This window comes from Streptomyces sp. NPDC044064, from assembly GCF_056434245.1.
Map to the genome: position 1 here is coordinate 48738 of NZ_JBWKFN010000033.1, position 13211 is coordinate 61948.

The 13211-nt window shown below is 71.6% G+C and carries 14 protein-coding genes; 9 read left to right on the forward strand and 5 right to left on the reverse strand.

Going from position 1 to position 13211, the window contains the following annotated elements; all coding sequences use genetic code 11:
• Nucleotides 1–313: 313 nt before the first annotated feature.
• Nucleotides 314–1189 (reverse strand): undecaprenyl-diphosphate phosphatase, encoded by an 876-nt coding sequence (locus tag AC07DS_RS38015; protein WP_479152970.1) that lies wholly within the window; start codon nucleotides 1187–1189, stop codon nucleotides 314–316.
• A 255-nt stretch (nucleotides 1190–1444) separates the two neighbouring features.
• On the opposite strand from AC07DS_RS38015, the gene AC07DS_RS38020 reads away from it, so the two are divergent.
• The 3 genes from AC07DS_RS38020 to AC07DS_RS38030 are packed head-to-tail and all read left to right on the forward strand — an operon-like array spanning nucleotide 1445 to nucleotide 4223.
• Nucleotides 1445–2593, forward strand: a complete 1149-nt coding sequence (locus AC07DS_RS38020) for a Gfo/Idh/MocA family protein (protein WP_479152972.1) — start codon at nucleotides 1445–1447, stop codon at nucleotides 2591–2593.
• Entirely contained in the window at nucleotides 2590–3519 is a 930-nt protein-coding gene (locus tag AC07DS_RS38025) for a DUF6807 domain-containing protein (RefSeq protein ID WP_479152974.1), read from the forward strand. Before AC07DS_RS38020 ends, AC07DS_RS38025 begins: the two co-directional genes overlap by 4 nt.
• On the forward strand, nucleotides 3513–4223 hold the full coding sequence (locus AC07DS_RS38030; RefSeq protein ID WP_479152976.1) for a cupin domain-containing protein: 711 nt from the start codon (nucleotides 3513–3515) through the stop codon (nucleotides 4221–4223). Before AC07DS_RS38025 ends, AC07DS_RS38030 begins: the two co-directional genes overlap by 7 nt.
• Before the next feature lie 52 nt (nucleotides 4224–4275).
• Here AC07DS_RS38030 and AC07DS_RS38035 read toward each other — a convergent pair whose 3' ends face one another.
• Both AC07DS_RS38035 and AC07DS_RS38040 read right to left on the reverse strand, forming a co-directional pair.
• Nucleotides 4276–5142: an AraC family transcriptional regulator gene (locus AC07DS_RS38035; protein ID WP_479152978.1), complete on the reverse strand. Its 867-nt coding sequence runs from the start codon at nucleotides 5140–5142 to the stop codon at nucleotides 4276–4278.
• A 73-nt stretch (nucleotides 5143–5215) separates the two neighbouring features.
• On the reverse strand, nucleotides 5216–5716 hold the full coding sequence (locus AC07DS_RS38040) for a winged helix-turn-helix transcriptional regulator (protein WP_479152980.1): 501 nt from the start codon (nucleotides 5714–5716) through the stop codon (nucleotides 5216–5218).
• Between the two features lie 116 nt (nucleotides 5717–5832).
• On the opposite strand from AC07DS_RS38040, the gene AC07DS_RS38045 reads away from it, so the two are divergent.
• Entirely contained in the window at nucleotides 5833–7002 is a 1170-nt protein-coding gene (locus AC07DS_RS38045) for a thiolase family protein (protein WP_479152982.1), read from the forward strand.
• A 25-nt stretch (nucleotides 7003–7027) separates the two neighbouring features.
• On the opposite strand, the gene AC07DS_RS38050 is transcribed toward AC07DS_RS38045, so the two are convergent.
• A complete protein-coding gene (locus tag AC07DS_RS38050; protein ID WP_479152984.1) occupies nucleotides 7028–7807 on the reverse strand; it encodes a TVP38/TMEM64 family protein in 780 nt (259 codons plus the stop codon).
• Between the two features lie 99 nt (nucleotides 7808–7906).
• Nucleotides 7907–8371: an NUDIX hydrolase gene (locus AC07DS_RS38055; RefSeq protein WP_479152986.1), complete on the reverse strand. Its 465-nt coding sequence runs from the start codon at nucleotides 8369–8371 to the stop codon at nucleotides 7907–7909.
• A 28-nt stretch (nucleotides 8372–8399) separates the two neighbouring features.
• Between AC07DS_RS38055 and AC07DS_RS38060 the strand changes: the two genes are divergently transcribed.
• The 5 genes from AC07DS_RS38060 (at nucleotide 8400) to AC07DS_RS38080 (ending at nucleotide 13045) form a co-directional block, all read left to right on the forward strand.
• Nucleotides 8400–8816 (forward strand): hypothetical protein, encoded by a 417-nt coding sequence (locus AC07DS_RS38060; protein ID WP_479152988.1) that lies wholly within the window; start codon nucleotides 8400–8402, stop codon nucleotides 8814–8816.
• 27 nt (nucleotides 8817–8843) lie between these two features.
• The gene (locus AC07DS_RS38065) at nucleotides 8844–9563 is read left to right on the forward strand and encodes a DNA alkylation repair protein (protein ID WP_479152990.1); all 720 of its coding nucleotides are present in this window, start codon (nucleotides 8844–8846) and stop codon (nucleotides 9561–9563) included.
• 303 nt (nucleotides 9564–9866) lie between these two features.
• The gene (gene tuf / locus AC07DS_RS38070; protein WP_479152992.1) at nucleotides 9867–11036 is read left to right on the forward strand and encodes an elongation factor Tu; all 1170 of its coding nucleotides are present in this window, start codon (nucleotides 9867–9869) and stop codon (nucleotides 11034–11036) included.
• Nucleotides 11037–11165: 129 nt separating this feature from the next.
• Nucleotides 11166–12011 (forward strand): spermidine synthase, encoded by an 846-nt coding sequence (locus AC07DS_RS38075; RefSeq protein WP_479152994.1) that lies wholly within the window; start codon nucleotides 11166–11168, stop codon nucleotides 12009–12011.
• A 161-nt stretch (nucleotides 12012–12172) separates the two neighbouring features.
• On the forward strand, nucleotides 12173–13045 hold the full coding sequence (locus AC07DS_RS38080) for a hypothetical protein (protein WP_479152996.1): 873 nt from the start codon (nucleotides 12173–12175) through the stop codon (nucleotides 13043–13045).
• Nucleotides 13046–13211: the final 166 nt, after the last annotated feature.

Genomic DNA, 13211 nt, shown 5'->3' on the forward strand with positions numbered 1-13211 from the left:
CGCTACCGCGTCGCTACTCAGAACGTATGGGCTTGGTCACCGGCCGGCACGTCCGCGTTCGCGGTCGCGGCAGCCCAGAAGGCATATGCCTCGACGGGCCGCCGACCGGAAGAAGTCGTGGGTGGCGGTGAACTGCCCCTCCGGGCAAGCCCGTTCGTCCTCCTCGCGGGCACTGGATCCGCAGGCCATGGCCACTTCGGGGGAGCGGGAGGGCAGGTCGGAGGGGGCTCGTTCAGGCCCGTCCCGTCCAGGGTGTGGGAGATGTCCGAAACGGCGGTGGACGCACCGGAGTCGGGGTGGACCGTCAGGTCCGTCAGCTTGCCGATTCCGCCGCGTGGGGGCTCAGGACGCCCACGCTCACCAGCGCGATGATGACGATGCCGAGGGCGATGCGGTACCAGACGAAGGGCATGAAGCTCTTGTTGGAGATCCACTTCATGAACCAGGCGATCACCGCGTATCCCGACGCGAACGCGATCACCGTCGCGAACAGGGTCGGGCCCCAGTCGACATCGCCGCTGCCCACCGAGTCCTTCACCTCGAACAGTCCGGACGCCAGCACCGCCGGGATGGCCAGCAGGAAGGAGTAACGGGCGGCCGCCTCGCGCCTGTAGCCCATGAACAGGCCGCCGCTGATGGTCGCTCCGGAGCGGGAGACGCCGGGGATGAGGGCACATGCCTGGCAGAGACCGAAGATCAGGCCGTCCTTGACGCCGAGGTTCTCCAGCGTCTTGCGCTGCTTGGGCGCGCGGTGCCGCCCCCCGGTCTCGTCACGGGCCGCCAGGCGGTCGGCGATGCCGATCACCACGCCGACGACGATGAGCATCGTCGCGGTGATCCGCAGATCGCGGAACGGACCCTCGATCTGGTCCTTGAGCGTCACGCCGAGCACACCGATCGGGATCGAGCCGACGATCACCAGCCAGCCCATCTGTGCATCGTGGTTGTGCCGCATCGCCTTGTCGGACAGTGAACGGAACCAGGCCGAGATGATCCGCCCGATGTCCTTGCGGAAGTAGATCAGTACCGCCGCCTCCGTACCGATCTGGGTGATCGCGGTGAAGGCCGCCCCGGGGTCCTTCCAGCCCGAGAAGGCCGCGGTCAGCCGCAGATGCGCGCTGGAGGAGACGGGCAGGAACTCGGTCAGCCCCTGGACGAGTCCGAGGACGAGGGATTCAAACCAAGACATGAAGGTGCGACGTCCAAGCGCTGATGGGATACGTGGTGATCATGTGACGAGTGCAGCGTATCGGGCTTCCCGGCCCGCCCGGGAACAGGGGTTCGGGCCGGCCCGCGGTGGGCGGCGGGACACGAAGGTCCAAGGGCGGCACGGGGTGTTGACCGGCCCCGGCGCCTCCGCTTACGTTGCAGCGCAGGAGAAAGCGCTTGCTGCACTCGCCGCACCGCGCCCGCCGCCGTCCCCGGAGGAGTGCTGAACCCGCCCATGCCTCGCTCGACATCCCCCTTCTCCGGCCGGCGCATCCGGGCCGCCGTCGTCGGCACCGGCGCCATCGGGCGCGGATCGCATCTGCCCGCACTCGCCCGGCTCGCCGAGGAGGGCGAGACGGAGGTCGTGGCCGCCGTCGACATCGACAAGGACGCCGTCGAGGCGTTCTGCGCCGAGGCCGGGATCCCGCACGCCTACACCGACCTCGACCTGATGCTCGCCGAGCAGCGGCCCGACCTGGTCACCATCGGCACCCCGCCCACGCTGCACCGCGCGCAGACGGTGTCCGCGCTGCGCGCCGGGGCCTGGGTGTGGTGCGAGAAGCCCCCGGTGCCCTCGCTCGCCGACTTCGACGCGATCGAGGCGGAGGAGGACACCGACGGCGGGCCGTACGCGTCGATCGTCTTCCAGCACCGCTTCGGCTCCGGGGCCAGGCATGTGCGGCAGCTCCTCGCCGAACGGACGATGGGGCGCCCGCTGGTGGCCCACTGTCAGACCACCTGGTACCGGGACAGCGCCTACTACGCCGTGCCCTGGCGGGGGCGCTGGCAGACCGAGGGCGGCGGCCCGGCCATGGGGCACGGCATCCACCAGATGGATCTGCTGCTCGACCTGCTCGGGCCGTGGAGCGAGGTACGGGCCATGGCCGGCCGGCTGGTGCACGACGTGGAGACCGAGGACGTCTCCACCGCACTCGTCCGCTTCGAGAACGGTGCGCTGGCGACCGTCGTCAACAGTGTGCTCAGCCCCGACGAGGTCAGCCGTATCCGCGTCGACTGCGAACGCGCCACCGTCGAACTGACCCACCTCTACGGGCACGCCAACGCCGACTGGCGGATCACCCCGGCTCCCGGCGTACCGTCCGAACAGGTCGCCGCCTGGCGCGACTTCGGGCCCGACGTGCCCAGTTCGCACCTCGCGCAGCTGCGGGAGCTGGTCGTGAGCATGCGCGCGGGGGAGCGGCCGCGCAGCAGCGGGGCGGACGGGCGCACCAGCCTGGAGCTGATCACCGCCCTGTACAAGTCGGCGTTCAGCGACACGACCGTACGCCGCGGCGAGCTCGGCCCCGGCGACCCGTACTACACGGCCCTGCACGGCGACGCGTCCGGCTGGGCGCCCGAGGAGGCCGAGGAGGTCCCGGCATGAGCGGCGGCCTGCGCCTCGTGCACGCCCACGGCGACCGGATCACCCTGACGGAACCGCTCACCGGCGTCGAGCTGTTCGCCTACGTCTACCGCCGGGAGGCTGCCTGGGAGGCGCCGAAGCCGTACCTCCACCCGGTGCGCACCCTGGCGGGCGACGTCGTCACCGACTACCGGCCCAACGACCACCGCTGGCACAAGGGCCTGTCGCTGACCGCCTCGCATCTGTCCGGGGCGAACCTGTGGGGCGGCAACACTTACGTCCATGGGGAGGGTTATCTCGAACTCCCCGAGCGGATCGGCTCGATGGCGCACGTCGGTTTCGACGAGATCGCCGCGGACGAGGACCGGGCCGTCATCGCCGAGCGGCTGACCTGGCACCCGCACGGCGGCGAGCTGTGGGCCGAGGAGGTCCGCCGCGTCGAGGTGCACGACGTCGACCCGGCCTGCGGCACCTGGGCGCTGACCTGGTCGTCCGCGGTGACCAACCGCCGCGACGAGCCCCTCCGCTTCGGCAGTCCGACCACCGCCGGGCGCGAGATGGCCGGCTACACCGGCCTGTTCTGGCGCGGTCCGCGCGCCTTCCGCGGCGGCCGGATCGTCGGCCCCGGAGGGGAGGGCCCGGAACTGATGGGTACGCAGGGCCCCTGGCTGGCCCTGTCCGGCGAGCACGACGGCACCGACGGGCACGCCACCGTCGTCTTTGCGCACGCCCCGGAGAACGATCACTCGGGCGCCGGGGGAACCCACCCCGCCCACTGGTTCGTCCGCAACGACCCCTTCGCGGCCATCGCCCCGTCCTGGGCCTTCCACGAGGAGTTCGAGCTGGCCCCCGCCGACACCCTCACCCGCCGCTACCGCGTCGTCGTCGCCGGCGGTGCCTGGGGGCGGGAGGAGATCGCCGAGTACCTGGAGGCGCACCCGTGGTGAGCGGGTACGGCGGGCTGCCCGGCGGGGTCGCCGTGTCACGCCTGTGTGTCTACGACTGGCCCGCCGCCGACGGCCTGCACGGCGGAACGCCCCATCTGCACCTGGCCTGTTCGGAGGGGTACGTGGTCACCGGCGGCACGGGTGCCGTCCAGACGCTGACGGCGTCCGGGTACCGGGTCACGCCCCTGGAGGCGGGCACGGTCGCCTGGTTCACGCCGGGCACCGTCCACCGGCTGGTCAACGACGGCGACCTGCGCATCACCGTCCTGATGCAGAACAGCGGCCTGCCGGAGGCCGGTGACGCGGTGCTCACCCTGCCCCCGCCGTACCTGACCGACCCGGACACGTACGCCGTCGCGACCGTGATCCCGGCCGACGCGCCCGAGGAGGAGCGGGAGCGGCTCGCCCGCGCCCGCCGGGACCTGGCCCTGGAGGGGTACCGCGCCCTGCGTGCGGCCACCGGACCCGAGTCCCTGGCCGCCTTCCACCGGGCCGCCGCGGCCCTCGTGCGGCCTCGGCTGGCCGAGTGGCGCGAGCGGTGGCGGCACGGGGCACTCGCGGCCGCCGAGATCACCGGGGACCACCTGGCCCGCCTCGGACGCGGCGACGTATCCCACCTCGCCGAAGCCGCCGTACGGGCCGAACGGCCCTCGGAGGTGGGGAAGTTCGGGATGTGCGGACGGCTGGACGTGTATCCCTCGTAGGCGCTGCCGCAGGGGCGGGACAGAATGTGTCCCGCCCCTCGATCATCAGTCGTCAGAGCGCAGTCCGCTCCACGGGGATCCACAGCTCCGCGTCCGCCTGTGCGGCGTCCTGCGACAGCCGGGTCCGCAGGATCTCCGGTCCCGGCCGGCTCCGGTAGGGGTTGGACGGGAACCACTGCGTGAACACGTCCCGCCAGAGGTGCTGGAGCGCCTGGGGGAACGGCCCGGAACTCTCGAAGACGGCCCACGTCCCGGCCGGCACGGTCAGCGCATCCATGTCCCGGGGCGCGGCGGCGCCGGTCACCGCCCCGTGGTAGTAGTCGAGTTCGGTCCCCTCCGCGCGACTCGGGTCGAGGTCGTCGCTCACCCCCACGATCCCCTGCGGCTCCTGATCGGACAGGCGCTGAATGCGCTGCAGCGTCTCCTGCCCGATGCTCCGGATGAGGTCGGCGATGGCCGGGTTCACCCCCTCGTGCACGAGCGGAACGCGCGCCTTCCTGCCGACCACACGGAACTCGTCCTTCTCCACGATCCGGTATCGCATGCTGCTGCTCCCTTCGACGGTGAGACGGAAGGACAGCCGTGGCTGGGACTGCAGACTCGCACCGGACCGTCTTGCCTCGCCGGGACCGACGCCGTGCACCGTGCGGAACGCACGCGCGAACGCCTCCCCCGACGTGTAGCCGTACCGCACCGCGATCTCCAGCAGCGTCCGGTCCCCGGCCGGCACCTCGGCGCCGGCGACCGTGAGCCGCCTGCGCCGGATGTACTCCGACAGCGGCATCCCGGCCAGCGCGGAGAACAGCCGCCGCAGGTGGTACTCCGAAGTCACCGCGATCCGTGCGAGGTCGGCCCCCTCGATCCGCCGGTCGAGGTGGCCCTCGATGTGCTCCATGGCCTGGTTCAGTCGCTCCAGCACCCCGGCCTCCTTCCCTTTCGATCACTCACGTTAGGAAGGACTCGCCCTGCCGGACCCGACATCCTGTGCCCGATCAGGTCGGGTGCGAGGAGCGGCCGACGGCCCGGGCGGCCGTCGGGCCGGTGATCGTCCAGCCCGGAGCCTGCGGGTGGGCCGTCAGGTCCTCGTGGTGGACGGGCTCGCCGCAGGCCCGGCAGGTGACCTGGGGGACCAGTTCGCTGCCGCAGCTGTGCTCGATGACCATGGGGAGGTCGGCTCCCTGGCGCAGGTGGCGGTCGCCCCACTCCTTGAGGGTCATCAGGACCGGCTCCAGCTCCAGCCCGGCCGGTGTGGGCCGGTACTCGAAGCGCTGCGGGCGCTCGCTGTAGGCGCGCTTGGTGAGGATCCCCGCGTCCACGAGCCGGCGCAGGCGGGTGGCCAGGATGTCGCGCGGGGCGCCGATGTTGCGCACGAGCTGGTCGAAGCGGCCGTTGCCCAGGCACACCTCGCGCAGGACGAGCAGGGAGTACTTCTCGCCGACCACGGCGAGGGCGTCGGCGATGGAGCAGGGGCGCGGGTCTTTCGTGGCGGCCATGATGGTCAGTCTAGAGGAGGGTTTGATTTTCCAACTCGGCGAGCTATCGTGAGTTTGGATTTCCTACTCACTGGTAGCTCCCTACGGGTAGCCAGGCGGCCAAGGAGGCCCGCACCATGCGAGACGCAGTGATCGTCGAAGCCGTACGCACCCCCATCGGCAAGGGCAAGCCGAACGGCTCCCTCGCCCACGTCCACCCCGTGCAGCTCCTCGCGCACACCCTGCGCACCCTGGTCGAGCGCTCCGGCGTCGACCCGGCGCTGATCGACGACGTCATCGGCGGCACCGTCGACCAGGTCGGCGAGCAGGCCATGAACACCACCCGGTACGCCGTCCTCGCCGCCGGATTTCCGGAGACGGTCCCGGCGACCACCGTGGACCGGCAGTGCGGCTCCTCCCAGCAGGCCGTGCACTTCGCCGCGCAGGGCGTCCTCTCGGGCGCCTACGACCTCGTCGTCGCCTGCGGCGTCGAGTCGATGAGCCGCGTGCCGATGTGGTCCAACGTGCCGGCCGGCCAGGACCCCTTCGGCCCGGGCGTGGCCGAGCGCTATCCGGAGGGCCTGGTACCGCAGGGCATCAGCGCCGAACTCATCGCCGCCAAGTGGTCCCTCACGCGCGCGCGGATGGACGAGTTCGCGGTCTCCTCCCACCACAAGGCCGCCGCCGCGTGGGAGGCCGGCCTGTTCGACGCCGAGGTCGCGCCGCTGGAGGGCGTCACCCGCGACGAATGCGTACGGCCCGGCAGCACCCCGGAGATCCTCGGCGGCCTCAAGCCCGCCTACTACGACCCCGGCTTCGCCGAGCGTTTCCCGCAGATCGAGTGGAACGTCACCGCGGGCAACGCGAGCCCCGTCAACGACGGCGCCTCCGCAGTGCTGATCACCTCCAGCGAGACCGCGGCCCGTCTCGGCCTGCGCCCGCTCGCCCGCCTGCACAGCTTCGCCGTCACCGGCTCCGACCCGCTGCTGATGCTCACCGGTGTCATCCCGGCGACGGAGAAGGTGCTGCGCCGGGCCTCGCTGAGCCTGGCCGACATCGACCTGTTCGAGATCAACGAGGCCTTCTCCAGCGTGGTCCTCTCCTGGCAGCAGGAGACCGGCGCCGACCTCGCCAAGGTCAACGTGCACGGCGGCGCCATCGCCCTCGGCCACCCGCTGGGCGCCAGTGGCACCCGTCTGACCACCACCCTGGTCCACGCCATGCGCGAGCGCGGTGCGCGCTACGCCCTGCAGACCATGTGCGAGGCGGGCGGGCTCGCCAACGCGATGATCCTGGAAGGCGTCTGAAGGATCATCGGCGATCAACAGCCGATCACTGCTCGCGCAGGTGGTGGCGCTTGCGCCAGGCCACCACCGTGCCCGCGAGCGCCGGCAGGGCGATGGAGGCCATCGCGATCAGGAAGGCGGGCGAGGTCGGCGCCGAGGCGCGGGCGCCGGCGACCGCGTAGGCGGCCGTGTTCGGAATCGAGCCGAGCGCCGTGGCCAGCAGGAACGGCAGCCAGCCCATCCGGGAGACCGCGGCACAGTAGTTGGCCGCCCAGAACGGCACGCCCGGGAAGAGCCGGGCCGCCAGCATGGAACGGAACCCGTGCCGGCTGAGCTGCCCGTCGGCCGCCTTCAGCCAGCGGCCGCGCAGCAACGGCCGCAGCGCGTCCTGCCCCAGCACCCGGCCGAGCCCGAAGGCGACGCCGGCGCCGAGCACCGTGCCGGCCAGCGCCGTGGTCAGCCCGACCTGGGAGCCGAACAGCGCGCCCGCCCCCAGGTTCAGCAGGGGGCGCGGCACGAACGCCACCGTGCACAGCCCGTACGCCACCGCGAACACGACGGCCGCCGCGGCCCCGCCCAGCTGCGGCGGCCAGCCGTGCGTGAGCAGCCGCTGCGGCTCGAACGCGAGCACGCAGGACGCGGCGCCCGCGAGCAGGGCGAGCAGCAGGGACAGCCGCGCGTACGGCGACAGCACCAGGCGCCTGCAGCGGGCGGCGAACCCCGTGCGAGGCAGGGGCGGGACGGGAACGGCCGTGGGGACGGCCTGCTCCATGGCGGCGGCCCGGGGAGAGGCCGTGGCGGTGCCAGAGCGGTTGGCATCGAGCATCCGGCGACCCTAACCGACGCATGCGTGTGATCGCCGTATGGTCCGTCTCATCACCGTCCCCGTGCGCAGGGCGTGCCGGGCTGTCCCGTGCCGGCCGCCTCAGGTCCGCCAGGGGCCCTCCGGTACCAGTGCTTCCAGTACGGTCAGCAGCTGGGGCGGTTCGAGGCGGTCCGGGAGCGAGGCCAGGTCCCGCCAGGCGATCCAGGCATGGGTGTCCAGGGTGATCTGCTCGTCGGGGAGCAGGCCGGTCCGTACGAGCGCCGGCTCTTCCTCGGTGAACCGGGCCAGGAAGAACTGCTCCGTGCCCGAATAGCGCTTGCCGTTCCACCACACGTCTCGTTCGACGGGCACGGACCGGTCGGTGACCGTGGCCGGGTCCAGTCCGGTCTCCTCGGCCAGTTCGCGCCGTGCCGCCTCCAGCGGTGTCTCACCGGGGTCCATGCCCCCGCCGGGCGGTTCCCACAGCAGTGTGTCGTCGAACGGGTCGCGCCAGCGCAGCAGGAGTACGCGGTGGGCGGCGTCCAGGCAGATGACCCGCGCTGCGGGCCGGTGTGTCGTCTCCACCGCCTCAATCTAGCCATGCGGCCATGCGGTGATCGAGGTCCCTACGCCGACAGCTGATCGCCCAAGGCATCTGCCCGAGCTGTGGCCGATCGAGGAGTACCTCCCCGAGATCCGCCAGCTCGAGCACGCTCGTTTCACCCCGCTGTCCGAAGTGGTGGAGGCGCTCGGCGCGCACACCGTCCTTCCCTTCACCGTCCCGCACGACTTCACCGACGGTTTCCAGATCGCGTACTGGCGGCGCCCGGAGTGCTACCTCGACCCGATCGTCCGGCGGGCGAGTTCCACGTTCGCCCGACTTCCCCCGTCCGTGGTCGGACCGGTGATCGCCCGACCGCGCGCGGACCTGGCCACGGGAGACTGGCAGCGCCGCCACGCGGACCTGCTGGACCAGGAGTCCATGGACTACGGCTACCGCCTGGTCATCGCGGGGCAGGACGGCCCGTGACCGCGTGATCGCCGTATCGTTCGTCCCATGACCGTCACAGGTGCGGCCCCGCAGGACGTGCCGCCCAGCGCCCTCGCCGACGCCGTGCTGGAGCGGCTGACCGCCACGTACACCGCCGCGGCCGATCCCGGCAGGGCCGCGGCGATGCGGGCGTACATGAAGGACGTGGCGCCCTTCCTCGGGATCCCGACCCCGGACCGGCGCACCCTGTCCCGCACCGTCCTGGCCGGCACCGCCCGGCCGGACGAGGCCGACTGCGCCGCGATCGCCCTGCGCTGCTGGCAGCTGCCCGAGCGGGAGTACCACTACTTCGCCGTGGACTACCTGCGCCGCCACGCGGCCCGCTGTTCCTCCGCGTTCCTGCCCGTCGCCCGGCACCTCGTCACCACCGCCTCCTGGTGGGACACCGTCGATCTGCTCGCCGCACACCTCGTCGGCGCCCTGGTCGCGGCCGACCCCGCGCTCACGGCCGACATGGACGCCTGGATCACCGACGACGACCTCTGGGTGGCGCGTACGGCCCTGCTGCACCAGCTCCGCTACAAGGAACGCACCGACACCGACCGGCTGTTCGCCCACTGCCTGCTCCAGTCCGGCCACCCCGACTTCTTCGTCCGCAAGGCCATCGGCTGGTGCCTGCGCGAGTACGCCAAGACCGATCCCGAGGCCGTACGCGGCTTCCTGGCACGTGAGCGGAGCCGGTTCGCGCCGCTGACCGTGCGCGAGGCGCTGAAGAACATCTCCTGACGGCCGCCGGAACATTTCCTGAGGGCAGCCGCTCCCACTGCCCCGACTCGCGTACCGCGAAAAACCATTCGACGCCGGACAAACCGTCGGCGATGATCGTCGACATGTTCCGGTACGCCTTCCTCCTCGCAGCATCCGCCGTCGCGGATGCGCCGAAGGCTGCCGTCCCGATCCTCGCGGCCGCTGTCGACGGCGCCCGAAGCTGACCCTCTCCGGATCGTCCGGCGGACCCCGGAGGGGGAGGGTCGGCCACTCCCCGGGGTCCCGCGTTTCCGTACCGCTGAGAGGCTTCGAGGTACAGCCATGTCCAAAACGGCATACGTGCGCACCAAGCCGCACCTGAACATCGGCACGATGGGCCACGTCGACCACGGCAAGACCACCCTGACCGCCGCCATCACCAAGGTCCTGGCCGAGCGCGGCACCGGCACCTTCGTCCCGTTCGACCGCATCGACCGGGCCCCGGAGGAGGCTGCCCGCGGCATCACCATCAACATCGCGCACGTCGAGTACGAGACCGACACCCGGCACTACGCCCATGTCGACATGCCGGGCCACGCCGACTACGTCAAGAACATGGTCACCGGCGCCGCGCAGCTCGACGGGGCGATCCTCGTCGTCTCCGCGCTCGACGGGATCATGCCGCAGACCGCCGAGCACGTGCTGCTGGCCCGGCAGGTGGGTGTCGACCACATCGTCGTCGCGCTCAACAAGGCCGACGCGGGCGACGAGGAGCTGACCGACCTGGTCGAGCTGGAGGTCCGCGACCTGCTCACCGCGCAGGGGTACCCGGGGGACGCCGTGCCCGTCGTACGGGTCTCCGGGCTGAAGGCGCTGGAGGGTGACCCGCGCTGGACGGCGTCGATCGAGGCGCTGCTCGACGCGGTCGACACCTATGTGCCGATGCCCGAGCGGTATCTGGACGCGCCGTTCCTGCTGCCGGTGGAGAACGTGCTCACCATCACCGGGCGGGGCACGGTCGTCACGGGCGCCGTGGAGCGGGGCACGCTCCGCCTGGGGGACCGGGTGTCGGTGCTCGGCGCCGGCGTGGAGAGCGTCGTCACCGGGCTGGAGACCTTCGGCAAGCCGATGGAGGAGGCGCAGGCCGGGGACAACGTGGCCGTGCTGTTGCGCGGTGTACCGCGCGACGCCGTCCGGCGGGGGCACGTGGTGGCCGCGCCGGGGAGCGTGGTGCCGAGCCGGCGCTTCGCTGCGCGGGTCTACGTGCTGGCCGGTCGTGAGGGCGGGCGTACGACGCCGGTGTCCACGGGGTACCGACCGCAGTTCTACATCCGCACGGCCGATGTCGTGGGGGACGTCGACCTGGGGGAGGCGGCGGTCGCGCGGCCCGGGGAGACGGTCGAGATGACGGTCGAGCTGGGGCGCGATGTGCCGTTGGAGCCGGGCCTCGGGTTCGCCATCCGTGAGGGCGGGCGGACCGTGGGGGCCGGTACGGTCACCTCTGTCGGCTGAGGGTCCCCGGACCGCAGGGGGCCTGGTGCGTGGGGGACCGCGGGCCGGTCACGGCCGGCCGCGCGGTGTCCCGCGCCCCTGGCCGGGGCTCTGTGCCCGGTGTCCTCCCGGACCGGAGACAATGGCGTCGTGAGTGAAGCCATACCTGTGACCCGGGCCGTCGACCACGGCACTGCCAAGCTGATGCCCGATGTCGATCGGGAGCGGGCCTGGCTGCTCACGGTCGACGGGGCGCCGCAGTCCTACGTCGACCTGGACGAGCCGACGTATCTGGAGTTCGAGTACACGCGGCGGCTCGGGTACGTGCTGGACACCGTGGCCGGGGAGGGGCTCGCGCTGGACGTGGTGCACCTGGGCGGGGGAGCGCTCACGCTTCCCCGGTACCTCGCCGCCACCCGGCCCGGCTCCCGGCAGGACGTGGTCGAGGCCGACCGGGCGCTGCTGGACCTGGTCGTCGAGCAGCTGCCGGTTCCGGCGGGCTCGGGTGTCGTGCTGCACAGCGCCGACGCCCGGGCCTGGCTCGAGGCCGCCCCGGACGACTCGGCCGACGTGCTGATCGCCGACGTGTTCGGCGGCTCACGGGTCCCGGCCCACCTCACCTCGCTCACCTACGCCCGCGAGGCCGAGCGTGTGCTGCGGCCCGACGGCATCTATCTGGCCAACCTCGCCGACGCTGCGCCGTTCGGGTTCCTGCGTTCCCAACTGGCCAACTTCGCGGCCGTGTTCGAGGAGCTGGCGCTGATCGCCGAGCCGGGCGTGCTGCGCGGCCGACGGTTCGGCAACGCGGTTCTCGTCGCCTCGCACCGGCCCGTCGACACGGCTGTCGTCGCCCGTCTCACCGCCGCCGACGTCTTCCCGGCCCGTGTCGAACACGGTCCGGCACTGCGGGACTTCATCGGTGCCGCCCAGCCGGTCGGCGACAGCGACGCCGTACCCTCCCCCGAGCCCCCCGACGGGGCCTTCGGCATCGGCTGAGGGACCGGAGCGGTTGCCGGGCGTTCTGTGGGGTGACCCATTGCAGTGATCCATTGCGGTGCAATCGGGTGGCAAGGGGCTGAAACCGACGGCAGAGGCTTGACGCGGGGAATCGGACTGGCTGTGCAGGGACCGTCCCGCACACCCGGAAGGATCACAAGATGCAGCGTCGCAGCTCGTTGTACCTGTCCCCTGCCGTATGCGTCGCCGTAGCCGCCACCGCGCTGGCCACGGCATCGCCGGCGTCCGCGCAGACGGAGGTTCCCTGTGACTCCGCGGCGTTGGTCCAAGCCGTCAACACCGCCGGCCCCAACGACACCCTGGAGCTGGCGCCGGGGTGCAGATACGTCCTGACCACGTCGCTGCAGATCAACGTGCCGCTCACCATTCACGGCAACAACGCGACGATCACGCGGAGCGCGAGCGCTCCGTCGTTCGGCGTCCTGAAGGTCAACGCCAACCTGGACCTGGACCGGATCACGATCACCAACGGCGATGCGACCACGTCATCCGGTGACTTCGGCGGCGCCATCGCGGTCCTCAACGGCACCCTCAACCTGGACCGCAGCAACATCCGGGACAACCAGGGCAACTTCTCCGGCGGCCTCGGCGGCGTTCAGTTCACCACCATGCACATCACACAGAGCCAGATCAGCGACAACCACGCATTCCGCAACGGCGGCGGCATCGCCGTCGACGGAACGCTCGAACTCATCCGCAGCCGGGTGGTCAACAACACCGCCGATGAGAAGGGCGGAGGCATCGCCAACGACGGCCATGCCGTCGTGGAGGACAGCAACATCAACGCCAACCGTGTGGTGGGCCTGAACGGAGTAGGGGGCGGATTCGCCAACTTCGGTCCCGGCATCGTGTCTCTGACCGGCAGCAACGTCAACGACAACCGCGCCACGAACGCCCCCGGCGGCTTCGACAACGAGGGCGGGGTCGCCAGCGTCACCCTGGACCGATCCCGGGTGAACGGCAACGTGCCCACCAACTGTGCCCCGACCGTGGTCATCGGCTGCCGCAACTGACACCGAACCCCCCGCTGGATCCGATCTGCAATGGGGCCGGGTCCCGGCCTGCCGTGGGGGGGGGGGGGGGGGGGGGCCCCCCCCCCCCCCCACCCCTCCCCCCCCCCTGTAGGTGTATTCTTGGCCGGGGTTTCTCCGTTTGTCAAACAAAAAAAACAAAGACAAA